The 22,119-nt window shown below is 72.9% G+C and carries 22 protein-coding genes; 13 read left to right on the top strand and 9 right to left on the bottom strand.

Translation table 11 applies throughout. From position 1 onward, the window contains the following. Positions 1-112 precede the first annotated feature (112 nt). The 6 genes from ACYVOO_RS02040 to ACYVOO_RS02015 all read left to right on the top strand — a co-directional run bounded on the left by ACYVOO_RS02040 (position 113) and on the right by ACYVOO_RS02015 (position 7,393). Positions 113-1,414, top strand: a complete 1,302-nt coding sequence (locus tag ACYVOO_RS02040; RefSeq protein ID WP_461013921.1) for an ammonium transporter — start codon at positions 113-115, stop codon at positions 1,412-1,414. Then, positions 1,411-1,749 (top strand): P-II family nitrogen regulator, encoded by a 339-nt coding sequence (locus tag ACYVOO_RS02035; RefSeq protein ID WP_453349211.1) that lies wholly within the window; start codon positions 1,411-1,413, stop codon positions 1,747-1,749. Before ACYVOO_RS02040 ends, ACYVOO_RS02035 begins: the two co-directional genes overlap by 4 nt. Before the next feature lie 50 nt (positions 1,750-1,799). Further along, on the top strand, positions 1,800-4,376 hold the full coding sequence (locus ACYVOO_RS02030; protein ID WP_461013920.1) for a [protein-PII] uridylyltransferase: 2,577 nt from the start codon (positions 1,800-1,802) through the stop codon (positions 4,374-4,376). Positions 4,377-4,475: 99 nt separating this feature from the next. Next, entirely contained in the window at positions 4,476-4,976 is a 501-nt protein-coding gene (locus ACYVOO_RS02025) for an FBP domain-containing protein (RefSeq protein ID WP_461013919.1), read from the top strand. A 179-nt stretch (positions 4,977-5,155) separates the two neighbouring features. After that, a complete protein-coding gene (ffh, locus tag ACYVOO_RS02020) occupies positions 5,156-6,721 on the top strand; it encodes a signal recognition particle protein (RefSeq protein WP_461013918.1) in 1,566 nt (521 codons plus the stop codon). Positions 6,722-6,874: 153 nt separating this feature from the next. Next, the gene (locus ACYVOO_RS02015) at positions 6,875-7,393 is read left to right on the top strand and encodes a GNAT family N-acetyltransferase (protein WP_453349817.1); all 519 of its coding nucleotides are present in this window, start codon (positions 6,875-6,877) and stop codon (positions 7,391-7,393) included. Positions 7,394-7,443: 50 nt separating this feature from the next. Here ACYVOO_RS02015 and ACYVOO_RS02010 read toward each other — a convergent pair whose 3' ends face one another. The 9 genes from ACYVOO_RS02010 to ACYVOO_RS01970 all read right to left on the bottom strand — a co-directional run bounded on the left by ACYVOO_RS02010 (position 7,444) and on the right by ACYVOO_RS01970 (position 16,576). Beyond that, entirely contained in the window at positions 7,444-8,673 is a 1,230-nt protein-coding gene (locus ACYVOO_RS02010) for a phosphopentomutase (RefSeq protein WP_461013917.1), read from the bottom strand. Between the two features lie 71 nt (positions 8,674-8,744). Continuing rightward, entirely contained in the window at positions 8,745-9,908 is a 1,164-nt protein-coding gene (locus ACYVOO_RS02005; protein ID WP_461013916.1) for an alanine racemase, read from the bottom strand. 2 nt (positions 9,909-9,910) lie between these two features. Further along, positions 9,911-11,176: an aminotransferase class V-fold PLP-dependent enzyme gene (locus ACYVOO_RS02000; RefSeq protein ID WP_461013915.1), complete on the bottom strand. Its 1,266-nt coding sequence runs from the start codon at positions 11,174-11,176 to the stop codon at positions 9,911-9,913. A 1-nt stretch (position 11,177) separates the two neighbouring features. Next, positions 11,178-12,206: a phosphotriesterase family protein gene (locus ACYVOO_RS01995; RefSeq protein WP_461013914.1), complete on the bottom strand. Its 1,029-nt coding sequence runs from the start codon at positions 12,204-12,206 to the stop codon at positions 11,178-11,180. Between the two features lie 81 nt (positions 12,207-12,287). Next, entirely contained in the window at positions 12,288-13,715 is a 1,428-nt protein-coding gene (locus tag ACYVOO_RS01990; protein WP_461013913.1) for a YhfT family protein, read from the bottom strand. 34 nt (positions 13,716-13,749) lie between these two features. Next, positions 13,750-14,109, bottom strand: coding sequence for a DUF2620 family protein (locus tag ACYVOO_RS01985; protein ID WP_453349823.1), 360 nt, complete (start codon positions 14,107-14,109; stop codon positions 13,750-13,752). 46 nt (positions 14,110-14,155) lie between these two features. Continuing rightward, positions 14,156-14,533, bottom strand: a complete 378-nt coding sequence (locus ACYVOO_RS01980) for a PRD domain-containing protein (RefSeq protein WP_461013912.1) — start codon at positions 14,531-14,533, stop codon at positions 14,156-14,158. A gap of 151 nt (positions 14,534-14,684) precedes the next feature. Next, on the bottom strand, positions 14,685-15,626 hold the full coding sequence (yhfZ, locus tag ACYVOO_RS01975) for a GntR family transcriptional regulator YhfZ (protein ID WP_461013911.1): 942 nt from the start codon (positions 15,624-15,626) through the stop codon (positions 14,685-14,687). Between the two features lie 149 nt (positions 15,627-15,775). Continuing rightward, on the bottom strand, positions 15,776-16,576 hold the full coding sequence (locus ACYVOO_RS01970; RefSeq protein ID WP_453349826.1) for a methyltransferase domain-containing protein: 801 nt from the start codon (positions 16,574-16,576) through the stop codon (positions 15,776-15,778). An 819-nt stretch (positions 16,577-17,395) separates the two neighbouring features. Here ACYVOO_RS01970 and ACYVOO_RS01965 point away from each other — a divergent pair. The 7 genes from ACYVOO_RS01965 (at position 17,396) to lepB (ending at position 22,036) form a co-directional block, all read left to right on the top strand. Continuing rightward, positions 17,396-18,058, top strand: a complete 663-nt coding sequence (locus ACYVOO_RS01965) for a hypothetical protein (RefSeq protein ID WP_461013910.1) — start codon at positions 17,396-17,398, stop codon at positions 18,056-18,058. 340 nt (positions 18,059-18,398) lie between these two features. Beyond that, positions 18,399-18,842: a 30S ribosomal protein S16 gene (gene rpsP, locus ACYVOO_RS01960; protein WP_453349828.1), complete on the top strand. Its 444-nt coding sequence runs from the start codon at positions 18,399-18,401 to the stop codon at positions 18,840-18,842. Between the two features lie 2 nt (positions 18,843-18,844). Beyond that, the gene (locus ACYVOO_RS01955) at positions 18,845-19,084 is read left to right on the top strand and encodes an RNA-binding protein (RefSeq protein ID WP_453349829.1); all 240 of its coding nucleotides are present in this window, start codon (positions 18,845-18,847) and stop codon (positions 19,082-19,084) included. Between the two features lie 205 nt (positions 19,085-19,289). Beyond that, complete coding sequence (rimM, locus tag ACYVOO_RS01950) at positions 19,290-19,901, top strand: ribosome maturation factor RimM (protein ID WP_461013909.1); 612 nt, start codon at positions 19,290-19,292, stop codon at positions 19,899-19,901. Further along, positions 19,898-20,716 carry a tRNA (guanosine(37)-N1)-methyltransferase TrmD gene (gene trmD, locus ACYVOO_RS01945; RefSeq protein ID WP_461013908.1) on the top strand — a complete coding sequence of 273 codons (819 nt, stop codon included), beginning with the start codon at positions 19,898-19,900 and terminating at the stop codon, positions 20,714-20,716. The genes rimM and trmD overlap by 4 nt, the downstream gene beginning before the upstream one ends. Positions 20,717-20,846: 130 nt before the next feature. Further along, complete coding sequence (rplS, locus tag ACYVOO_RS01940; protein ID WP_453349832.1) at positions 20,847-21,197, top strand: 50S ribosomal protein L19; 351 nt, start codon at positions 20,847-20,849, stop codon at positions 21,195-21,197. Between the two features lie 119 nt (positions 21,198-21,316). Further along, positions 21,317-22,036: a signal peptidase I gene (lepB, locus tag ACYVOO_RS01935; RefSeq protein WP_461013907.1), complete on the top strand. Its 720-nt coding sequence runs from the start codon at positions 21,317-21,319 to the stop codon at positions 22,034-22,036. Positions 22,037-22,119: the final 83 nt, after the last annotated feature.

Raw genomic sequence — 22,119 nt, 5'->3', positions numbered from 1 at the left:
GGTGGCGAAACACGGTGGGGCATCGACGGAAACCGGGGTTAGGAAACCTGTGGCGCATCCCGGCCCATCAGATCCTGCCCGCACGGGTCGTTACTTCGAGGAGACGTCCACATTGAACGGCGCGGATACCGCTTTCGTATTGATCAGCGCGTTCCTGGTCATGTTGATGACGCCTGGCCTCGCCTTCTTCTACGGCGGCATGGTCCGGGTCAAGAGCGCGCTCAACATGCTGATGATGTCCTTCATCTCCCTGGGCATCGTCAGCGTCCTCTGGGTGCTGTACGGATACTCACTGGCCTTCGGTCCTGACACCGGCGGGGTCATCGGCAATTTCGACTTCGTGGGACTCAAGGGCATCAATGCCGAGACGCTGACGGAGAAGGGCGGAATCCCCGTCTTCGCCTTCGCGCTCTTCCAGATGATGTTCGCGATTCTCACTCCGGCCCTGATGAGCGGCGCACTCGCCGACCGTGTGAAGTTCAGCGCGTGGATGGTCTTCATCGCCCTGTGGGTGACCCTCGTCTACTTCCCCGTCGCGCACTGGGTGTGGGCCGAGGGCGGCTGGCTCTACGAGCTGGAGGTCATCGACTTCGCGGGCGGTACGGCCGTCCACATCAACTCCGGCATCGGGGCGCTCGCGGCCGTCCTCGTCGTGGGCAAGCGGATCGGCTTCAAGCGCGAGCCGATGCGCCCGCACAGCCTGCCGCTGGTCGTGCTCGGCGCGGCCCTGCTGTGGTTCGGCTGGTTCGGCTTCAACGCGGGCTCCGCGCTCGCCGCCGACGGCAGTGCCGCCACGATGGCCATGAACACCCAGCTCGCCACGGGCACGGCGGTCCTCGGCTGGCTCGTCTACGAGCGGATCAGGCACGGCGCCTTCACCACCCTCGGGGCCGCCTCCGGCGCCATCGCCGGTCTGGTCGCGATCACCCCGTCGGGCGCGAGCGTCAACGCCCTCGGCGCCATCGTGATCGGCCTCGTCGCCGGTGTCGTCTGCTCCTGGGCCGTCAGCCTCAAGTACAAGCTGGGCTACGACGACTCGCTCGACGTGGTCGGCGTCCACCTCGTCGGCGGTGTCATCGGCACGCTGCTGGTCGGCTTCCTGGCCATCGACGGCGTCGGCGGGATCAGCCAGTTCGGCAAGCAGGCGGTCGGTGCCTTCTCGGTCATGGCGTTCTCCTTCGTGGTCTCCTGGATCCTCGCGAAGCTCATCCAGGTCACGATCGGCTTCCGGGCGAGCGAGGACGACGAGACCGCCGGCGTCGACCAGGCGTTCCACGCGGAGACGGCGTACGACTTCAGCGCCGTGGGCGGCTCCTCGGTCGCGTCCCGCCATGTGCCCGCCATGGGCGGCGGCCAGGACAGCTCGACGCCCCGTAAGCCCGAGGGCAACAAGGACAAGAAGGTGGACGCATGAAGCTCATCACCGCGGTCATCAAGCCGCACCGGCTGGACGAAGTGAAGGAAGCCCTCCAGGCGTTCGGGGTACAGGGCCTGACGGTCTCCGAGTCCAGCGGCTACGGGCGTCAGCGCGGCCACACGGAGGTCTACCGGGGTGCGGAGTACACCGTCGATCTCGTGCCGAAGGTGCGGATCGAGGTGCTGGCCGAGGACGAGGACGCCGAGCAGCTCATCGAAGTGGTGATGAAGGCGGCCCGTACCGGCAAGATCGGCGACGGCAAGGTCTGGAGCGTGCCCGTCGACACCGTGGTCCGGGTACGGACCGGCGACCGCGGGCCCGACGCGCTCTAGGGCTCCCGGGCGCGTCAAGGGCACCACACAAAAGGAGTTGGGGACCGCACATGACCGAGAACACGGAAGTGGCGACCGAGGCGGGCCCCAGCCCCAGCGGCGGCTATGCGGCGGCCCGGCTGCGTCTCCTCCAGGGGGAGACGCGGACCGGGCCGCCGCGCCGTGCGGAGCTGGCACGGCTCACGGACGAGTGGCTGGCCGGGCTGCTCGGCGCCCCGCGCGACGGCGTCGCGCTCGTCGCGGTCGGCGGCTACGGGCGCGGCGAACTGTCGCCCCGCAGCGATCTGGACGTGCTGCTGCTCCACGACGGGCGTACCGGACCGGGTGAGATCGCGGAGATCGCCGACCGCGTCTGGTACCCCGTCTGGGACCTCGGCCTCGCCCTCGACCACTCCGTACGCACCACCGCCGAGGCCCGCAAGACCGCGGAGGACGACCTCAAGGTGCAGCTCGGGCTGCTGGACGCGCGGCACGTGGCGGGCGACGCGGCACTCACGGCCGACCTGCGTACCGGGGTGCTCGCGCAGTGGCGTGCCCAGGCGCCCAAGCGGCTGCCCGAACTCCACGAGATGGCCGCCGAGCGGGCCGAGCGGCACGGCGAGCTCCAGTTCCTCCTGGAACCGGACCTCAAGGAGGCGCGGGGCGGGCTCAGGGACGCCACCGCGCTGCGCGCCGTCGCCGCCTCCTGGCTCGCCGACGCGCCGCGCGAGGGCCTGGAGGCGGCGCGCGGGGCGCTGCTCGACGTGCGCGACGCGCTCCACCTGGCCACCGGGCGGGCCACCGACCGGCTCGCGCTCCAGGACCAGGACCAGGTCGCGGCGGCGCTCGGGCTGCTGGACGCCGACGTACTGCTGCGGCACGTCTACGAGTCGGCGCGCACCCTCTCCTACGCGTCCGACGTCACCTGGCGCGAGGTCGGCCGCGTGCTCGCCGCGCGGTCCGGGCGGGCCCGGCTGCGGGGGCTGCTGGGCGGCGGTCGGGGGGCCGCCGCCACGCAGGAGCGGACGCCGCTGGCCGAGGGGGTCGTCGAGCACGAGGGCGAGGTCGCGCTCGCCCGTACGGCGCGGCCAGAGCGTGACCCCGTGCTGCCCCTGCGCGCCGCCGCAGCGGCGGCCCAGGCCGGGCTGCCGCTCTCGCTGCCCTCGGTGCGGCGCATGGCGCGCGCTACGGGGACGACGGGTACGGGCGCGGGCACGGGGCCAGGGGCCGCGGCGAAGCCGCTGCCCGTGCCGTGGCCGGCCGAGGCGCGGGACGAGTTCGTGAGGCTGCTCGGCGCGGGCGAGGCCACGGTGCCCGTGTGGGAGGCGCTGGAGGCGGAGGGCCTGATCACGGGGCTGCTGCCCGACTGGGAGCGGGTGCGCTGCCGTCCGCAGCGCAACCCCGTGCACCGCTGGACCGTCGACCGGCACCTGGTCGAGGCGGCCGTCCGCGCCTCGGCCCTCGCGCGGCGCGTGCACCGCCCCGACCTGCTGCTCGTCGGCGCGCTGCTCCACGACATCGGCAAGGGCTGGCCGGGGGACCACTCCGTGGCCGGGGAGACCATCGCGCGGGACATGGCGGCGCGCATCGGCTTCGACGAGCCCGACATCGAGGTCCTGGCCGTCCTCGTACGGCACCACCTCCTGCTCATCGAGACGGCGACCCGCCGCGATCTGGACGACCCGGAGACGGTGCGTTCCGTCGCCGACCTCGTCGGCAGCGCGGACACGCTGGAGCTGCTGCACGCGCTGACCGAGGCCGACGCGCTCGCGACGGGGCCCGCGGCCTGGTCGGCGTGGCGCGGGGCGCTGGTGGCCGACCTGGTCAAGCGGGTCGCCGCCGTCTTCGCTGGGGAGAGCCCCGAGGAGCAGAGCGAGCCGTTCGTACCGACGGCGGAGGCCGAGCGCCTCGCCGTCGAGGCATGGCGCACCCAGGGGCCCGTACTGGCGCTGCACGCGCGCGCCGAGGCGCCGTCGGCGGACGCGGAAGTGGGAACGGGAGCGGACGGGGCATCGGGAGCGGGGGAGGGCGGCGCGGAACCCGTGGGCGTCGAGCTGCTGATCGCCCTGCCGGACCAGTCCGGAGTGCTGCCGGGAGTGGCGGGGGTGCTCGCGCTGCACCGGCTGACCGTACGCGCGGCCGATCTGCGGGTGCTGCCGCTGCCCGACGAGGTCGCGTCGGAGGCGTCCCCGGGGAGCACGGACCGCGCGGGCGGGTCCGTGCTGCTGCTGACGTGGCGGGTCGCGGCGGAGTACGGCTCGCTGCCGCAGGCGGCGCGGCTGCGGGCCGACCTCGTACGGGCGCTGGACGGCACCCTGGACATCCCCGCGCGGCTCGCCGAGCGCGAGGCCGCCTATCGCAGGCCGCGCCGCCGTGGCACGCCCCCGCCGCCGCCCCGGGTGACGGTGGCGCCGGGAAGCTCGCAGCTCGCGACCGTCATCGAGGTGCGGGCGCAGGACGCGCCCGGGCTGCTGCACCGCATCGGGCGCGCGCTGGAGGACGCGGGCGTGATGGTGCGCAGCGCGCACGTCAGCACGCTCGGCGCCAACGCCGTCGACGCCTTCTACGTGACGGGTCCCGAAGCGGCCCCGCTGCCCCCGGCGGAGGCGGCTGCCCTGGCCCGCGACCTGGAGACGGCGCTGCGCTGACGGGGGGCGGGCGCGGGAGCGGACACGGGGACGGGGCGGGCGGGGGGCGCGGAAAAACCGTACGACGTGGCTTTCCCTCCGTTGTGAGTTTCCCGTGCCATGGACCCGCTCGGCGAAAGTGACATCCGCGCCTCCTTCGTGAACTGCTCCATGGGGGAAGCGCGCAGGCTGAGCCTCCCCGCGGGGCTGGCCGAGCTGCCCTGGTCCGACCTGGACTTCCTCGGCTGGCGCGACCCCGGGGCCCCGGACCGCGGCTATCTCGTCGTGCCCCGCGAGGAGGGGCCGCTGGGCGTCACGCTGCGTGCCCCGAGGGGCGTGCGGCGCAGCCTCACCAAGACCAACGTCTGCTCCCTGTGCGAGACCGCGCACGCGGGCACGGGCGTCGCGCTGCTGGCCGCCCGGCTCGCGGGCCCTGCGGGCCGGGAGGGGAACACCGTCGGCGCGTACGTGTGCGCCGATCTCGCCTGCCCGCTCTACGTCAGGGGCAAGAAGCAGTCCCTGCTCGTCAAGCGCTACCACGGGGGGCTGACGCTCGACGAGCAACTGGAGCGGCTCGCGGTCAATCTCGACGAGTTCCTCGCCAGGGTGCTGAACGGCTGACGCGCACCCCCTGCCCGGAAGGCGGCCCCCGGAACACGGGCGCGCGAGCACACGGAAGCCCGTAATGTCCGGTTGGCGCGGGGACCGGCCGGACCGCACCTGACTGGTGTCCCCGAGGGCGGATACCCTTGGGGGTCGACCGCCGACTTGAACCCAGACGCGAAGGATCCGCGACCGCCGTGTTCGACACTCTCTCCGATCGCCTCGCAGCGACCTTCAAGAACCTCCGGGGCAAGGGCCGCCTGTCCGAGGCGGACATCGACGCCACGGCGCGCGAGATCCGTATCGCCCTGCTGGAGGCGGACGTAGCCCTGCCCGTCGTCCGGGCCTTCATCAAGCAGGTCAAGGAACGCGCGCTCGGCGCCGAGGTCTCCCAGGCGCTGAACCCCGCGCAGCAGGTCATCAAGATCGTCAATGAGGAGCTCGTCAGCATCCTCGGCGGCGAGACCCGGCGGCTGCGCTTCGCCAAGAACCCGCCGACCGTCATCATGCTCGCCGGTCTCCAGGGCGCCGGTAAGACCACCCTCGCGGGCAAGCTCGGCCTCTGGCTGAAGCAGCAGGGCCACACGCCCCTGCTCGTGGCCTGTGACCTCCAGCGCCCGAACGCGGTCAACCAGCTCTCGGTCGTCGCCGAGCGCGCGGGCGTGGCCGTCTACGCGCCGGAGCCGGGCAACGGCGTCGGCGACCCGGTGAAGGTCGCCGAGGACTCCGTCGTCCACGCCCGCGACAAGCAGCACGACGTGGTCATCGTCGACACCGCAGGGCGCCTGGGCATCGACCAGGAGCTGATGCGGCAGGCCGCCGACATCCGTGACGCGGTCAGCCCTGACGAGGTCCTCTTCGTCGTGGACGCGATGATCGGCCAGGACGCGGTCACCACGGCCGAGGCGTTCCGCGACGGCGTCGGGTTCGACGGCGTCGTCCTCTCCAAGCTCGACGGTGACGCGCGGGGCGGCGCCGCGCTGTCGGTCGCGCAGGTGACCGGCAAGCAGATCATGTTCGCCTCCAACGGCGAGAAGCTGGACGACTTCGACGCGTTCCACCCGGACCGCATGGCGTCCCGCATCCTCGGCATGGGCGACATGCTCACGCTCATCGAGAAGGCCGAGCAGACCTTCAGCCAGCAAGAGGCCGAGAAGATGGCGGCCAAGCTGGCGAAGGGCCCGAAGGAGTTCACGCTCGACGACTTCCTCGCACAGATGGAGCAGGTCCGCAAGATGGGCTCGCTCTCCAAGCTGCTCGGCATGATGCCGGGCATGGGCGAGATGAAGGACCAGATCAACAATCTCGACGAGCGCGACGTGGACCGTACGGCCGCGATCATCAAGTCGATGACCCCCGGTGAGCGCGCCGAGCCCACGATCATCAACGGCTCGCGTCGCGCCCGTATCGCCCGCGGTTCCGGTGTGGACGTCAGCGCGGTCAAGAGCCTCGTGGAGCGCTTCTTCGAGGCACGCAAGATGATGTCCAAGATGGCGCAGGGCGGCGGCATGCCGGGAATGCCGGGGATGCCCGGCATGGGCGGCGGCAAGAAGAAGGGCAAGCAGCAGAAGAAGGCCAAGGGCAAGCGCCAGTCGGGCAACCCGATGAAGCGCAAGCAGGAGGAGCAGGCCGCGGCGGACCGCAAGGCCGCGGGACCCGCGCAGGGGCAGGGCGGCAACGCCTTCGGTCTGCCGGGCGCGGGCCAGGACGCGGGCGACTTCGAACTGCCCAAGGAGTTCAGGGACATCCTGCCCCCGAAGTAGGACGTCCCCAGGGCATCCCCCTGTCGCACGTCAGCATGTCAACGGGGCGCCTCCGGGCCCGAAAGGGCCGTCGCGGGCGCCCCGTTGGCACGCGGTAGCGGCGCGACGGGGTGCGGGATGAGTCTCGCGGCCCGAAGGCGGATGATGTCGTCCATGCGCGTATACATCCGCCCTCCGCGGCCTTCCGACGAGCGTCAGTACAGTGAGGCGGTCGTCCGCTCCGCCGACCACCTCAGCCCGTGGAACCCGGTCGAGCCCGACGGCTTCCCCGACCTCCTGCGGCGCCAGGGCCCCACACTGCGCACGTTCATGGTCTTCGACCAGGAAGACGACGGTCTGGTCGGGCGGGTCAACGTCGCGAACATCGTGCGGGCCCGCTTCCGCAACGGCGCGCTGGGCTACGACAGCTATGTGCCCTACGCGGGCACGGGCCGGATGACGGAGGGGCTGCGCCTGATCGTCGACCGCTGCTTCAGCGGCGGCCCCGACGGGCTCGGGCTGCACCGGCTGGAGATCAACGTCCAGCCCGAGAACGCGCGCTCCCTCGCCATGGCGAAGCGGCTCGGCTTCCGGCACGAGGGCTTCTCGCCCCGGATGCTCTACCTCAACGACGCCTGGCGCGACCACGAGCGCTTCGCGCTGACGGCCGAGGAGTGGCCGGGCCTGGGCTGACCCGGGGCGCGACGGGGCGCGGTGCCCTCCCGGAACGCGACCCGTCCAGATCAGGCGCGCAGCGGCGCGCCGTTCGCCAGGCCCGACGGGTCGAGGCCGAGGGCGCGCGCGGCGGTGGCGCCGACGTCGGCGAGGCTGCCCGCGTCGGGGAGGAGTTCGAGCCCGGCGGCCCCCGGCCTGTGGACGAGGACGGGCACGTACTCACGGGTGTGGAAGGCGTGCCCGATCGTCGGATCGTTGCCGTGGTCCCCGGTGACGATGAGCCGGTCGCCCGGCGCGTCCAGCAGCTCCGTCAGCGCCCCGAGCCCCTCGTCGACCCGCTCCAGCACGGCCCCGTAGCCGACGGCGTCCTGCTGGTGCCCCGCGAGGTCCGACTCCTGGACGTTGGCGACGACGAGCGCGTCCCCGCCCCGCTCCGTGGCCCGTACGGCGTCCAGGGTGTGCGCCAGCACCTCGGCCGTGGGCACGGCGGGGCGGCGCACGGCGGCCTCGCACGCGAGGATGTCGGCGGCCTTGCCCACCAGCGTCACCGGGATCCCGGCGCGCGCCGCCAGCTCGGGGAGCTGGCGGGTGTGGTCGAGCGGGGCGCCCAGGTGGCGCACCTGGAGGCCGCCGTTGCGGTAGAAGCCGCTCGCGGGGGTGTCCAGGCCGACGGTTCCGCCGTCGCCCGCGCGCACGGAGTCGGCCAGCGGCCGGTCCGCGTGCCCGCCGACCGCGATCACCCGCGCGACAGGCGCGACCTCGCGCACCGTGCGCGCGATGGCGAGGATCCCCGCGAAGGGCAGGTCCTCCAGCCGCCCGGAGGCGTTCCAGTTGATGCCGGGGTCGGCCTCCAGGTTGTCGTGGACGAGGACGTGCCCGTCGACCACCAGCAGCGGCCTGCCCGCCAGGGGCTCGACGGTGTGCCCCGCCTCCTTGAGGGCGCCCGTCACCTCGTCCAGGTGCGCGCCGAGCCGTGCGACGGTCACCTCGCTGAAGTCGGCGCCCATCATCGTCTGGTGGCCCGCGTAGGTGTCGGCGCCCGGGTAGCCGAGTGCCGCCCTGCCCGCCGCTACGGGGAGCGCCGTGCGGTCGGCGAGGCCGGGGTGCGGGTGGACCAGGCCGAGGCCGAGCGCGCCGAGTGACGGCAGGCGCAGGGGGGCGCCGTTCGCCTCGCGGCAGTGGTCGAGGACGTGGCCGAGAGTGTCGGCGCGGCGGTCGCCCGCGCGCAGCGCGCCCGCGTCGGGCATCGCGCCGACGCCGAGGCCGTCCACGACGACGATGACGGTCCTGCTGCTCATGTCTCGCTCATCTCCTGGTGCGGTCCCCCGTTGTGACGGTGCTGGGTGGTGCTGGGTGGGGCCGGGCGGGGTCAGTAGGGCCGCCCGAGCGGGTCGTAGAGCCCCGTCAGCTCCGGGCTGCCCGAGGACAGCCCGGCGACGACGGCGACGTTGCTGCGGGTCACGAACATCTGGGTGCGGAAGGCGAGCACGGCCGTGTCCCCGAGCCGGACGTCGGCGCCCGGCGGGGGCGCGTCCAGCAGCCGGTAGTAGTCGATGTTCTCGGCGGGCGCGTCCTGCACGGGCAGACGGAGGCCCGAGCGGTGCAGCAGCGCCTCCTTGACCCCGCCGCGCGGATAGAACCCGCCCCCGTGGAGCGCGGGCCGCCCGTCGGCGAGCGTGTGCGCGACCTCGCTGACGTACACGTATGCGGGCTTCTCCGGCTGGTGCGGGTCCCTCGCGTGCAGCGGTGTGGTGCCGGTCAGCGCGTGCCCCGGCTCGCCGTGCGTGGCGCCCGCTGCGGCGAGGAGGGGGAGGCTCGCCGCCGACGTGGCGCTCGGCGCGCTCACCGTCAGCCCTGTGCGGCCCCTGCCCTCCAGAACCTCGCGGGCCTTCGTCAGCAGGCCGAGGTTGGGGGTGGGACGCGGCGCCCCCGTGGCGGGGTCGCACAGCAGGCAGGGGAACGCGGTGACGCCCGCGACGCGGATGCCCGCCATGCGCTCGGCCTCGTCCACGAACGCGTCGAGCCCCTCCAGCGGCACCCCGCCCTCCTGGCCCGGGTAGACGGAGCCGGGTGCGCCCTCCAGGCGTACGAGGACGTCCTGGACGCGGCCGAGGCGCAGGGCCGCGTCCGAGACGGCGCGGGCGTTGTCCACGTCGAAGACCGTGACCGCCTCCGGACGCCAGGACAGCGCCTCGTCCAGGGCGCGCCGGGGGAGCTGCACCAGGTGGCCGAGGTTGCCGGGCGCCGCGCCCGCCGCGCGCAGCACCCTGGCCTCGGGGAGGTCGATGGCGGCGAAGCGGGGCAGATGGCGGGCGATGGCCCGGATCAGCTCGGGGTTGCGGCCGAGCTGTTTGACGACGAACCAGAGGGAGAGCCCGAGCCGTTCGGCCTCGGCGGCGAGGAGCGCCGCGTTGGCCTCCACGGCGTCGCGGTCCACCACGTAGGTGTCGGGCGGGATCGTGCCCGCGTCGTGCAGGGCCGCCGCCGTGGCCACCAGTTCGGGGTTGCGGGTGAGGACGGTGTCGAGGAACACGGTCAGTCCTCCGGGGCGTCTGAGGTCTGCGGGGGCTGTGGCGTCTGCGGGGCCGGGGCCGCGTCCGTACCGGGCGGCGGATGGGGCAGCGGGCGCGGCAGCGGATGTGCCGCGTACACGTCGCGCAGCGCCCGTCGCAGGATGTCCAGGACGAGGTCCGCACCGGCCCGCATGGGGTTGATGCGGACGGTCCAGTCGGCCAGTTCCGGGCGGTCGTCCAGGGCCGAGCTGGACATGCGGTAGAAGAGCGGCGCCACCTCGTAGCGCGAGTTGGAGCCCACCGGGTACGGCGCGGCCCCGTGCCGTGCCGCCGCGTCGGGCACCTCGCGGGCGAGCGGCCGGTCCAGGCGTACGAGCAGGCAGCGGTCCTGCGCGTTGGCGAGCCGCACCTCGGCGACCCCGGGCACCTCGCCGGCGGCCAGCCGCTCGGCGGCCTCGGCCCCGGCCCGCGACTGCAAGGACCACAGCACCGGTACGTGGGTGAGGGCGCGCAGCGCGTCCAGCGCCTGGTGGCCCTGGACCTGCCCGCCGCCGGAGTAGTTGTCGGCGCGCACCCGTCCGACGATGTCCGCCGCGCCGACGACCAGGCCGACGCCCTCGGGCCCGTGCAGCTTGAACAGGGAGAAGCAGGAGGCGTCGGCGCCGAGTTCGACGCCGCACTCCGGGACGCGCAGCGCCGCGTAGTTGTCGTCCACGACCGTCCGCACGCCCGCCTCCCGGCAGGCGGCCAGGACCTCGCCGGGAGCGTAGGAGTCCGCGAGGCGCTGCCGCGTGTGCTGGACGTAGGCGTACCGGAACCGCCCCGAGGCGAGCGCGGCGCGCAGCTCCGCAGGGTCGTTGAAGTCCGCCGTCGCGGTCTTGGCGCCCAGGCCGCGCAGCGTCACCTCAGTGGTCCGGTAGACGGGCGCGTCGTGGATCAGCAGGGGCTCGCCGGGGCCGAGTACGGCGGCCAGCGCGGCCCGGATCGCGCCGGTGCCCGCGCCCTGCACGAGGGCCGCGTCCTGGGCGCCGAAGAAGTCGGCGAGCACGGCCTCCACGCGGGCTGTCGTGCGGGGGCGGCCCAGCCCTGGCACGACGCCCGCGTCGGCCTCGAAGAGCTGCTGCCCCTCGAAGTGCCGCGCCGTGCACTCCAGCAGCCGGAACTGGCGGGAGACGGCGTCCTCCAGGGGGACGGTCGGCAGCGGGTGGGTGGGCGGCAGGGAGGGCGGCGGAGTGGGCGCGTCCCGCCTCGCGCGCTCCCCCGCACGGGTGGCACGTTCGTCGGTCATCTCAGCTCTCCTCCGCTGTCGCGCCCGCCGTCACGTCTGCTGCCGTCGTGCCGGTCAGGAACCGCAGGGCGTTGCGGCGGGTCAGCAGGTCGATCAGGTCCTCGTCGGCCCCCGCCTCGCGCAGGCGCGGCAGGAACGAGCGGAACAGGTGCCCGTAGCCCTGGCCGCCCTCCGCGCGCAGATAGCCGTGCCGGGAGATGTCGCAGCTCAGCAGCACGTGGTCGGCGTACCCTGCCTCCAGTAGCGCGAGGAGCAGCCGCAGCCGGGCCTCGTCGCTCTGGTAGCCCTCCTTGCCGACGGTGTCGAAGGCGAGGTAGGCGCCCCGGGAGGCCAGCTCCTTGTGCGCGGCGCTGTCGTCCAGCAGGTCCTGGTGCCCGACGCACACGCGGTGCGGAGCCAGCCCCTCCCCGGTCAGCAGCTCCAGTTGGGCGAGGCCGCCCCTGCCCAACTGCGCGTGCGTCGTCAGCGACAGTCCGGTCTCGACGGCCGCGCGTGCCGAGGCGGCCAGGGTGCGCCTCTCGGGCCCGCTGGGCGCCTCGCCGTGGCTGCCGACCTCGCCGATGACCCCGGGGAGGACGCCGGTGCCGTCGAGCCCGTGCGTGATGTCCCGTACGAGGAGGTCGGCCAGCGCCCCCGTGTCGGTGTCCGCGACCTCGGGCGGGTGGAACGGCTCGTAGTACCAGCCCGTCGCCGCGACCACGGCGACGCCCGACTCCTCCGCGATCCTGGCCAGCGCACGGGGGTCGCGGCCCATGCCACGGCAGGTCAGCTCGACGACGAGGGAGAGCGCGTACGTCTCGCGCAGCGCGGCCAGCTCGGTGGTGACGGCGGCGCCGTGGCGGCGCGGGTCGAGGAGGGCGTGCGGGTCGGTGTCGCGGGTGAGGTCGAGGGCGAGGTGCTCGTGGGCGAGTACGGGTCCCTGGACGAGGCCCGTCGCGAGCGGGCCTGTCACGGTGCGCAGCTCCGGAGGGTGCGCGGGGGCGTGGGCGGGCGCGTGGGCGGGGTCTCGGGTTCCGGGTGAGTGGTTCATGGGGGGGTGCTGCCTTCCCGGGCGTGCCGGTGGTGCGAGTGGTGCGAGGGGGGCGTTGTCGGCCGGACCGTGCCGCGCCGGTCAGCCCTTGACCGGTGTGAACAGGTCCAGCCAGTAGAGGAGGTTGAGGAGGACGCCGCCGACGAGCACGGCCGCCGGAGCCGCAGCCATCCGGACGACGACCCTGCCCATGGCCTCGTTCAGCAGGTACAGCCCGCCGACGATGAGGATGCCGAGCCCGCCGCCCATGGTGTTCGCGGCCATCAGCGAGCCGAAGAGGATGGCCAGTTGGAGCGTCTCGCTGATCGCGCTGCGCAGATGCTCGGACGAGTCGCGCACGGAGGGCAGCTTGCCGAGCACCTTGCCGATGTACGACAGGGCCAGCACCTCGACGGCGAAGACCAGCGCGCCGACGACCACCGCGAGCCAGGGGTTCGGCAGCAGATAGCCGATCGGGTACACGAGCGTGAAGCCCGCGATGCCGTACGCGCCGGAGGCGAGCGCGGTGGTCGCGATGAGCGGCACGAAGCCGAACACGCGGTAGAAGTCGACCTGTGCGGCGCCCGCGTAGTCGCCCTTGGCGATGAGGAAGCTGGTGGCCTCGCCGCCGCCGAAGACGTGCATCTGGGCCAGCAGACAGACCCCGGCGCCGAGCACCATGAACAGCGGCAGGTAGCGGCGCAGCCGGGCCGCGCTCGCGCTGAACAGCGAGTTCATCGGATCCTCGGCCGGTACGGAGGCCCCCGTGCCGCCAGCGTCGGCCGCGCTGCCCTCGGCCCCCGTGCCGCCCCCTCCGGCTCCGGGCGCGGCGGACCGCAGCAGTCCGGCCCGGTCCAGCCGCCGCTGTCGCACGTCCTTGACGACCGCGAAGCCGATCAGCATCAGCACGCCCACGGCCATCGCCAGCGCGCCCGCGAACATGTCGGGCCACAGCTTCATGGTGAGGAGCACCAGGGCCAGCTCGACGACTCCGGCGACGGCGCCGCGCACCTTCCCGAACTGCCGGGTGATGGCGAGCACGGGGAAGAGCGTGAACAGGAAGAGGATCGGCGTCGACATCTCCTGCATGGCCGTCAGGAAGTCCACGGGCAGGTCGTGCGCGAGGCCGTTGGCCCCGTCGAGCCCGAAGACGACCACCGCGCCCCACGCGCCGCCGAGGAGCGGAGCGAGCCACTTCTTGGGCGAGAGCAGGCCGAGGACGTCGGTCGGCAGGAACAGGAGCCAGGGGTTGAGCACCCCGGTGGACAGCGCCATCGGCGCGCCAAGACCGAAGATGAACCCGGCCGAGAGCCCGAAGGACACCGCGGTGGTGGCGCTGCGCGTGCCGCGCCCCTGGATGAAGTCGAGCAGGAAGGGGCGGACACCGTCGTTGAAGACGGCGAGCGCCATGTGCGAGATGAACGCGGTCAGCGCGCACAGGACGATGACGGTGAGTTGCTGCGCGAGCGAGAAGTCGAGGCTGTGCCCGCCTCCGTCCGCCGCGGTGGCCAATATGGTGCTGGTGCTCACGGGACTGCTCCTTGGTTCCCGGACGCCCGGTGGGTCAGGCGGTGCGCGCGGCGATGGCGCGGGCGATGACGGGCGTGGTGTCGGCGAGCTGGTCGATGCCGAAGCCGAAGACCTTCTTGCCGCCGTCCAGGAGGGCGGTGACCTCGTCCTCGGTGGGGACGGAGCGGCCGAAGGTGTGGCAGGCGTCGCTGCCCAGGAGGCCCAGCAGCAGCCCGAGGGAGGCGCCCGCTCCGGTGTGGCAGGTGCCCAGGTAGTAGTCGGCCTGGCCCGCGCGCAGCTTCATCGCCGCGTCCATGTCGCTGGAGACGTCGGTCTCCAGCCCCGGGAGGTCCAGCTTCCGCAGGGTCTCGGCGACCTCGGCCTTGCCGAGTCCGCCGGTGAGGATCTTCGTCATGGCGGTTTCCTTACGTGGGAGGGGGCTTACGTCTTGGGCGGGGGCTTCAGGTGGCGGGGGAGCGCTGCGCGAGCACGGCCAGGTGCATCGCCAGGAAGCCGACCTCGGAGCCGGGGAGCGCCGCGCCCAGGGCCTCGTGCGCGCGGGCCGCGACGGAACGGGCCCGCTCCACGGCCTCGGGGTGCTCGGCCAGCTCGGCTTCCATGTGCGCGTCGCCCGGCGACTCCGCGAGGGGCTCGCCGTCCAGCAGCCGGGTCAGGGCCATCATCAGGTGGCTCGTGAGCATGCCCGCGGTCTCCTCGGACACGGCGAACCCCTCGGTGTCCAGGGCCGTCAGCTCGTCCGTGACAAAGGCGGCGACCTCGGGCCTGACCTGCCCGCTCTCGCGGAACAGCCGGATCCGCAGGGCCAGCTTGTCCTCCATGGCGTGTTCCTTTCGTGCGCGCTCTTCTCGTGCGCTCTCCTCCCACAGTAATCAGGATTCTGGTTATTGAGGAGAGGGGAGAGCCCCTTTGTTTCGCGTGGCGGTCGTCACGCTCAGGGGGCGGGAGGGCGGATCAGCAGCGGATCAGTGATCAGTAGAGGGGGACGCGGTCGCCGCGCATGACCTCGGCCTGGAGATCCGTGACGACGGAGAAGTCCAGCGACTCCCGCACGGCGTCCAGTGCCCGCGTCCCGTCGGACCTGCCGATGACGGCGGCGCTGGAGTTGCGCAGCGCCAGGTCGCGGGTGATCTCGTCGCCCAGGGGCAGCACCTCGACGTCCGGGCCGAGATGGTCCCGCACCTCGTCGAGGTTCCACACGGTGGCGTCCACCTCGCCGCGCGCGAACAGGTCCCGCAACTGCATGTACGAGGTCTCGACCCACTCCACGTCCGGGCGCCCCGCGAAGGCGCGGGTGGCCAGCATCCGCAGGTCCTCGGACGAGGAGTCCGTCGCGACCCGCAGCCCCGGCGTCTCCTGTGTGACCCCGCGCCGCAGCAGCAGCCCGTGCGCCCCCACGTACGTCGCGGGCCCCAGATCGGTGACCAGTTCGACGGGGTGCTCGGCACAGAGCCGGTCGGCGGCGAAGCGGGAGAGGACGACGAGATCGACCTTGCCCTCCAGTAGTGCGCCGAGACGTGTCGAGGCGCCGCGCATGAAGGTGATCGCGAAGGGCGCGCCCGCGCCCTCGAAGGCGGCGCGCAGCCCGGTGGCCAGGCCCTCGTAGCGGTGCGAGTAGGGGAGCGGCATCGCCGCGAGGAGGGTGCCGAGTCCGGCGAGCCGCCAGAGTATGGCCCGGTCGGCCCGTACGAGATAGGTACCGAGGTGGCCGCGCGCCCTGGTCTCCACGGCGCCCGCCTCCTCCAGCAACTGGAGCCCGGCCTGGACGGTGCCGTTGCCGACCTTCAGCTCCGTGGCGAAGTCGCGCAGACGCGGGAGACGGGTGTCCGGCTCGTAGGTCAGCAGGAGCGCGGCGAGCTGACGTGCCGCCAGTCCGTTGCGCGTCAGGAAGCGCTCGTCTCCGCCGCTGCTCATGACCGGATAGTAACCAGGATCCTGGATACTGACAACGCCGCCTTATGCCGATGCGCCCGCGTCCCCGCAGGTCAGAAGCCTTGCCGCGGTCACCGCGCGGGCCCCGTGCGCATGGGGCCGACGCGCCAGCCTCGCACGGTGCCCCGGCCTCACACGGTACGGGCCACCACGTAGCGGAAGAGATTCGGCATCCACACCGTGCCGTCGGGACGGAGGTGCGGGTGCAGTGCCTCGGTCAGCTCCTTGAGCACCTGCTCCTCGTCGGTGGCACCCACCGCCGCGTCGTAGAGGCCCGTCGAGACGAGCCCGCGCACCGCGCTGTCCATGTCCGCGTAACCGAAGGGGCACGACACCCGCCCCGAACCGTCCAGCCGCAGCCCGGAGCGCAGCGCCAGCTCCTCCAGGTCGTCCCGGCCGCCCGGCTCCCAGGACCCCGCGGCGGGCTCGGCCAGCCGCGCCGCCACCCGCAGCACCGGGGCGGCCGCGCACCGCTCGGGCGGACCCCAGCCCGCGAGGACGACCGGAGTGCCGCGCTCCAGGGTGCCCGTCGTCCCGGCCAGCGCGACGGCCTCGGGCAGCGCGTCGAAGGCGGTCACCAGAGTCGGCGCGGGGCCGCCCAGGGGCAGCGGATCGTCGGCCTCACCGGTCACGAGCCGCGCGTCCCACTGGCGGGCGCTCCAGTCGCCCCCCTCGGGGAGCAGCCGCTCGCGCGCCAGGGCGAGCCGTTCCTCGTCGGACTCCACGCCGACGACGGAGGCGCCCCGGGAGGCCGCGAGCAGCAGCGCGAGCCCGGACCCGCAGCCGAGACCGAGCAGCCGCGTGTGGGGCCCGACCTCCAGGCGTTCGTACACCGCCTCGTAGAGCGGTACCAGCATCCGTTCCTGGATCTCGGCCCAGTCACGGGCCCTCTGGGGCAGGTGGTGATGCTGGTGTACGAGCGTGGGTGTCATCGCAACGCGCCCCAATCAGCCGAAGAATCGTCGCCGCTCCGTGGTTCCCCCGCTGCTTTCGCGCAGTCCGCCCCCACACGTCAGGGAACTGCGCATCTGTCCGTGCGTCCAGGGGGTGCGCCGGGATGTCTTCCACGCCCCTCGTGTGCGCCCCTGACGCACGGCGGTAATGCGTTTCGTCTCTACTGTGCCCACAGACATACGAAGCGCGCCATGCCAAAGCCACCCGTACCGCCCTCAAGGGCGGAGGGCGCCTTGCCCTGGAGGTGTGCACCCGGGGGCCGCGCGCCGTCGGACGGCCGGGGCGCGGACACGGTGCTCCGTGCGGCGTGCGCGGGGGAGCCCCGACGTACGCCGGAATTCCTCCGGCAGGAGGGACGCAACGGCCAGCTCATCCGTGAGGAGGCGCGCGCACGCGCGGTACGCATCCACGAGGGCGCGTACGCCGATTTCATGGCGTGCGCCCTGGCCATCGGGCGAGGCGCCCGAGACGGCGGACGCCGGAGCACGCGCGCGAGCCGCGTGGACGGCCCCGGGCCCCGGGCCCTCGGCCCGCCGGTCCCACGGCTGCCACGGCTCCCACGGCCGGACGGGAACCGGGAGCACCCCCCGCCCGTCCGTTTCCCAGGGGGCGCGGCTATCGTCGCGCGGGTCGGTGGAAAACATCCGCCGCCCGGCACGTGCTGATCGCTACGGCGGCGGAGCCAGTGGCGGTACGTCCCGGCTTGCGGCAGGTGTGCCGCTTCTCCTCAGATCTGCGCACCCGCCCTCGTCCAGACCCATCAGTGTGAACTGACTGGTACGTGCAAAATATTTAGGATGCCCCGGAATCGGAACACTGGGGCAGTCCGGCTCGTTGGGTACGACGTGAGCACGACACCACCAGTTCTCGCCGCCGAGCTGGCAGCCGCCTGGGCCGACATTCAACGGCACCACCCCGAGCTGCCGGATCTGGCCGCGCCCGAATCGCTGATCGGAGAGTCCTCGTCCGCCTGTGGCGGCGGCCTCTCCTTCGAACGGCTCCTGCACGAGGCAGTCCACGGCATCGCCGCCGCACGCGGCGTCCGGGACACCTCGCGAGCGGGCCGCTACCACAATCGCCGTTTCCTGGCGATCGCCGAGGAGTTGGGTCTGGATCACCCCGAGGAGCCACATCCCAGCAGCGGATTCTCGCTCGTGGCACTCACGCCCGAGACGAGGCGCCGCTATCGCCCGACCATCGAGCGCCTCCAGCGTGCGCTGAAGGCGTACAGCGTCGCGACGGAGACCGACACCGGCAGAAGTTTCCGCGGCCCCGCCGCGCGCCACGGCTCCTCCGGGGGCGGCGTCCGCGTCAAGGCGGTCTGCGACTGCGGCCGTAATGTCCGGGTCGTTCCCTCGGTCCTGGCCCAGGCCCCGATCATGTGCGGCGCGTGCGGCAAGCCGTTCCGCATCCCGGATGTGCCCGAGGCCGCAGCCGAGGCGGTGGTGGCCGTCGGCTGAGCGCCGTCGTGCCCCGGCCTCCGTCCGGCCCGGCCCCCCGGGCCCGTCCGGTCCGCTCGGCCCACTCGGTCCTTCGGGTTCGGTCCAGCCCGTCCCGTCCCGGTGCCCCCACCCCGGCCCGCCCGCCGCTCTGCCCGAGCGCGTCCCCCGTGCGCGCTCCACGGTACGGAGCCGGGTTCGGCCGGGACGGCCAGGTGTGGCATGATGGGCGGCTGTACTCGACAGCCGCACAGGACCCCTCTCTCCTCCGGCTGACGCGTCCATCGGACACTCGGGTACCACAACCCCACGTGGCAACTCGCCGTGTCCAACCACGTCAAGACCAGGAGACACCACACCCGTGGCAGTCAAGATCAAGCTGAAGCGCCTGGGCAAGATCCGCGCGCCTCACTACCGCATCATCGTCGCCGACTCCCGTACCCGCCGTGACGGCCGGGCCATCGAGGAGATCGGCCTGTACCACCCGGTGCAGAACCCCTCGCGCATCGAGGTCGACTCGGAGCGCGTGCAGTACTGGCTGAGCGTCGGCGCGCAGCCGACCGAGCCGGTCGCGGCCATCCTCAAGGTCACCGGTGACTGGCAGAAGTTCAAGGGTCTGCCCGCCCCCGCGCCGATGAAGGTCGCCGAGCCCAAGGCCGACAAGAAGGCCCTCTTCGAGGCCGCGGCCAAGGAGTCGGCGGACGAGCCGAAGGGTGAGGCGATCACCCCGAAGGCGAAGAAGGCCGACAAGAAGGCGGACGAGGCCGAGAAGGCCGAGTCCACCACTGAGTCGACCGAGGCCTGAGGATGCTCGAGGAAGCCCTCGAGCACCTGGTGAAGGGCATCGTCGACCACCCCGACGAGGTGCAGGTCGCTTCCCGCACCTTGCGTCGCGGGCGTGTGCTGGAGGTCAGGGTCCACCCCGACGACCTCGGCAAGGTGATCGGCCGCAGTGGCCGTACAGCCCGCGCCCTGCGCACGGTCGTGGGTGCTCTCGGCGGACGCGGTGTCCGCGTCGATCTCGTCGACGTGGACCAGGTCCGCTGAGCCGCAGAACGCAGCACCGGCACGGGCCGGGGACGGCAGTTCGCCGTCCCCGGCCCGTGTTCGCGTTCGCCGCCCTCCGCCCGCCCCGGCAGCGCGCGGAGACGGAGTCGGCGAGGGTGAGGGTGAGGGCGAGGGCGAGGGCGGCGAAGACGTACGGGAACGGGCCGGGCAAGGAACGACAGGGACAGAGGCAGGGACAGGCACAGTGCAGCTAGTCGTCGCGCGTATCGGCCGCGCCCACGGGATCAAGGGCGAGGTCACCGTGGAGGTGCGTACGGACGAGCCCGAGCTGAGGCTCGGCCCCGGCGCCGTACTCGCCACGGAACCCGCCTCCGCGGGCCCCCTCACCATCGAGACGGGCCGTGTCCACAGCGGGCGCCTGCTGCTGCGCTTCGAGGGCGTGCGGGACCGCACAGCCGCCGAGGCGCTGCGCAACACCCTGCTGGTGGCCGAGGTCGATCCGGAGGAGACGCCGGACGACCCGGAGGAGTTCTACGACCACCAGCTCATCGACCTCGACGTCGTCACGGTCGACGGCAGGGAACTCGGCCGCATCCAGGAGATCGCGCACCTGCCGGCGCAGGACCTGCTCGTGGTCAAGGGGGAGGACGGCGCCGAGGTGCTGATCCCCTTCGTCACGGAGATCGTTCCCGAGATCGACCTGGAGGCGCAGCGCGCGCTCGTCGACCCGCCGCCGGGGCTCCTGGAGGAGCCCGACGTGTCCGAGGGGTCCGAGGGGTCCGACGGGTCCGACGAGCGTGACGGAACCGGCGAGTCCGACGGGTCCGGCGGGACCGGTGAGGGCGCGTCCCGGTGAGGCTCGACGTCGTCACGATCTTCCCGGAGTACCTGGAGCCGCTGAACGTCTCGCTCGTCGGCAAGGCCAGGGCCAGGGGCCAGCTCGACGTCCGCGTGCACGACCTGCGCGCCTGGACGCACGACAAGCACCACACCGTCGACGACACCCCGTACGGCGGCGGCCCCGGCATGGTGATGAAGCCCGAGCCGTGGGGCGAGGCGCTGGACGAGATCGTCGCGTCGGGCGGGCCGGAGGCACAGCCTCCGGTGCTGGTCGTCCCGACGCCAAGTGGCCGCCCCTTCACCCAGGAGCTGGCGGTCGAGCTGTCCCTGGCGCCCTGGCTGGTGTTCACACCGGCGCGCTACGAGGGCATCGACCGCCGCGTGATCGAGGACTACGGCGACCGGTTCGACGTGCGCGAGGTCTCCATCGGCGACTACGTGCTCGCCGGGGGCGAGGCACCCGTGCTCGTCATGGTGGAGGCCATCGCGCGCCTGCTGCCCGGGGTGCTCGGGAACGCCGAGTCCCACCGGGACGACTCCTTCGCACCCGGCGTCATGGCGGACCTCCTGGAGGGCCCCGTCTACACGAAGCCCCCGGAATGGCGCGGCCACGAGATCCCCGAGGTGCTGGTCAGCGGGCACCACGGCCGGATCGCCCGCTGGCGCAGGGACCAGGCCCTCGCCCGTACGGCGGCCAACCGCCCCGACCTGATCGAGCGCGCCGACCCGGAGGCGTGGGACAAACACGACCGCGCGGCCCTTGAGGCACTGGGCTGGGAGCGGCGAACGGACGGCCGATTTGGGCGGCCGGGCGAGGCCGTGGAAGAATAGGCCGCTGCCTCACATCCGGCGCGCGACCCTGCCACAGGGGGACCGACGCCCGCACGGAGTGGCGGCACCCCATCCTCATCACGATCATTCCGTCGATGACCTGTGGCATCGGCGAGGAAAGCAGACGGTCATGGCCAACCTTCTCGACACTGTCGACGCTGCCTCCCTGCGCAGCGACGTCCCGCAGTTCCGCCCCGGCGACACTGTCAACGTGCACGTGCGCGTCATCGAGGGCAACCGCTCGCGTGTGCAGCAGTTCAAGGGCGTCGTCATCCGCCGCCAGGGCGGCGGCGTGCGCGAGACCTTCACGGTCCGCAAGGTCAGCTTCGGCGTCGGCGTCGAGCGCACCTTCCCGGTGCACACCCCGATCGTCGAGAAGATCGAGGTCGTGACCCGCGGTGACGTCCGTCGCGCCAAGCTCTACTACCTGCGTGAGCTGCGCGGCAAGGCCGCCAAGATCAAGGAGAAGCGCGAGAACTGATCCCGGCGGACTCCCCGCGCGAGCGCCTCGGCCACTCTGTGGCGGGGCGGTGGCGGCGGGGAGCCCGGATCGATCTCGCTGTCGGGGTTCCGGCCGTGGCCGGATAGGCTTTCGGCCCGATGAACACCGACGCACAGCAGTACGACGACGCGGAGCGCGACCGCTCCTCCGGCCCCGGTGCAGAGGGGCGGGGGCGCAGGTCGCGCTCCGTTCGCTATGGGACACCCCTGGCGGCACTGCTGTTGGTCCTCTTGCTGGTCAGCGCCTTCGTGGTGCAGCCTTTTCTGATCCCCAGCTCGTCGATGACGCCTACGCTGAAAATCGGCGACCGGGTACTCGTCAACAAACTCGCCTACCGCTTCGGCAACGATCCGGAGCGCGGAGACGTTGTGGTCTTCGATGGCACTGGTTCGTTCGTGGAGGAGGGGTCGGGCGAGAACCCCGTCAGCGGGCTGCTCCGCGAGGCGGGAGCGGCCGTCGGCGTGCTGAAGCCGTTGGAGACCGACTATGTCAAGCGCGTGATCGGCGTCGGCGGAGACCGGGTCCGCTGCTGTGACAAGCGGGGGAGGATCGAGGTGAACGGTGAGCCGGTGGACGAGGACTACCTTCATTCCGGGGACGACCCATCGGTCGTGCCGTTCGACATCGAGGTGCCGCAGGGCCGTCTGTGGGTCATGGGGGACCACCGCGCCAATTCCAGCGACTCCCGCGACCACCTCGGCGAGCCCGGAGGCGGCACGGTGCCGCTGGACCGCGTGATCGGAAGGGCCGACTGGATCGGCTGGCCCATAGGCCGCTGGGGCGCCCCCGTCGGCACGGGGACGGCCGGCCATGGGTGATCGCGACGGCCCGGGCCCGGGCCCGGGGTACGGGCAGGGCGCCGGTTCCCAGGACTGGCCCGGAGGCGGCGGGCGGCCTCCGG

The sequence above is a fragment of the Streptomyces daliensis genome (assembly GCF_054782395.1).
The sequence above is the reverse complement of the archived record's forward strand: the minus strand, read 5'-3'. Positions and strand labels throughout refer to the sequence as shown.

Excerpts from the sequence above, each read along its gene's own strand:
- ACYVOO_RS02010 (WP_461013917.1), bottom strand. The coding sequence starts at position 8,673 with ATGAGCAGCAGGACCGTCATCGTCGTCGTGGACGGCCTCGGCGTCGGC.
- ACYVOO_RS01995 (WP_461013914.1), bottom strand. The coding sequence starts at position 12,206 with ATGAACCACTCACCCGGAACCCGAGACCCCGCCCACGCGCCCGCCCAC.
- ACYVOO_RS02030 (WP_461013920.1), top strand. The coding sequence starts at position 1,800 with ATGACCGAGAACACGGAAGTGGCGACCGAGGCGGGCCCCAGCCCCAGC.
- yhfZ (WP_461013911.1), bottom strand. The coding sequence starts at position 15,626 with ATGAGCAGCGGCGGAGACGAGCGCTTCCTGACGCGCAACGGACTGGCG.
- ACYVOO_RS01955 (WP_453349829.1), top strand. The coding sequence starts at position 18,845 with ATGCTCGAGGAAGCCCTCGAGCACCTGGTGAAGGGCATCGTCGACCAC.
- ACYVOO_RS01965 (WP_461013910.1), top strand. The coding sequence starts at position 17,396 with ATGCCCCGGAATCGGAACACTGGGGCAGTCCGGCTCGTTGGGTACGAC.
- ACYVOO_RS02000 (WP_461013915.1), bottom strand. The coding sequence starts at position 11,176 with ATGACCGACGAACGTGCCACCCGTGCGGGGGAGCGCGCGAGGCGGGAC.
- ACYVOO_RS01985 (WP_453349823.1), bottom strand. The coding sequence starts at position 14,109 with ATGACGAAGATCCTCACCGGCGGACTCGGCAAGGCCGAGGTCGCCGAG.
- rplS (WP_453349832.1), top strand. The coding sequence starts at position 20,847 with ATGGCCAACCTTCTCGACACTGTCGACGCTGCCTCCCTGCGCAGCGAC.
- ACYVOO_RS01980 (WP_461013912.1), bottom strand. The coding sequence starts at position 14,533 with ATGGAGGACAAGCTGGCCCTGCGGATCCGGCTGTTCCGCGAGAGCGGG.
- ACYVOO_RS02015 (WP_453349817.1), top strand. The coding sequence starts at position 6,875 with ATGCGCGTATACATCCGCCCTCCGCGGCCTTCCGACGAGCGTCAGTAC.
- ACYVOO_RS02035 (WP_453349211.1), top strand. The coding sequence starts at position 1,411 with ATGAAGCTCATCACCGCGGTCATCAAGCCGCACCGGCTGGACGAAGTG.
- ACYVOO_RS01970 (WP_453349826.1), bottom strand. The coding sequence starts at position 16,576 with ATGACACCCACGCTCGTACACCAGCATCACCACCTGCCCCAGAGGGCC.
- lepB (WP_461013907.1), top strand. The coding sequence starts at position 21,317 with ATGAACACCGACGCACAGCAGTACGACGACGCGGAGCGCGACCGCTCC.
- ACYVOO_RS02025 (WP_461013919.1), top strand. The coding sequence starts at position 4,476 with ATGGACCCGCTCGGCGAAAGTGACATCCGCGCCTCCTTCGTGAACTGC.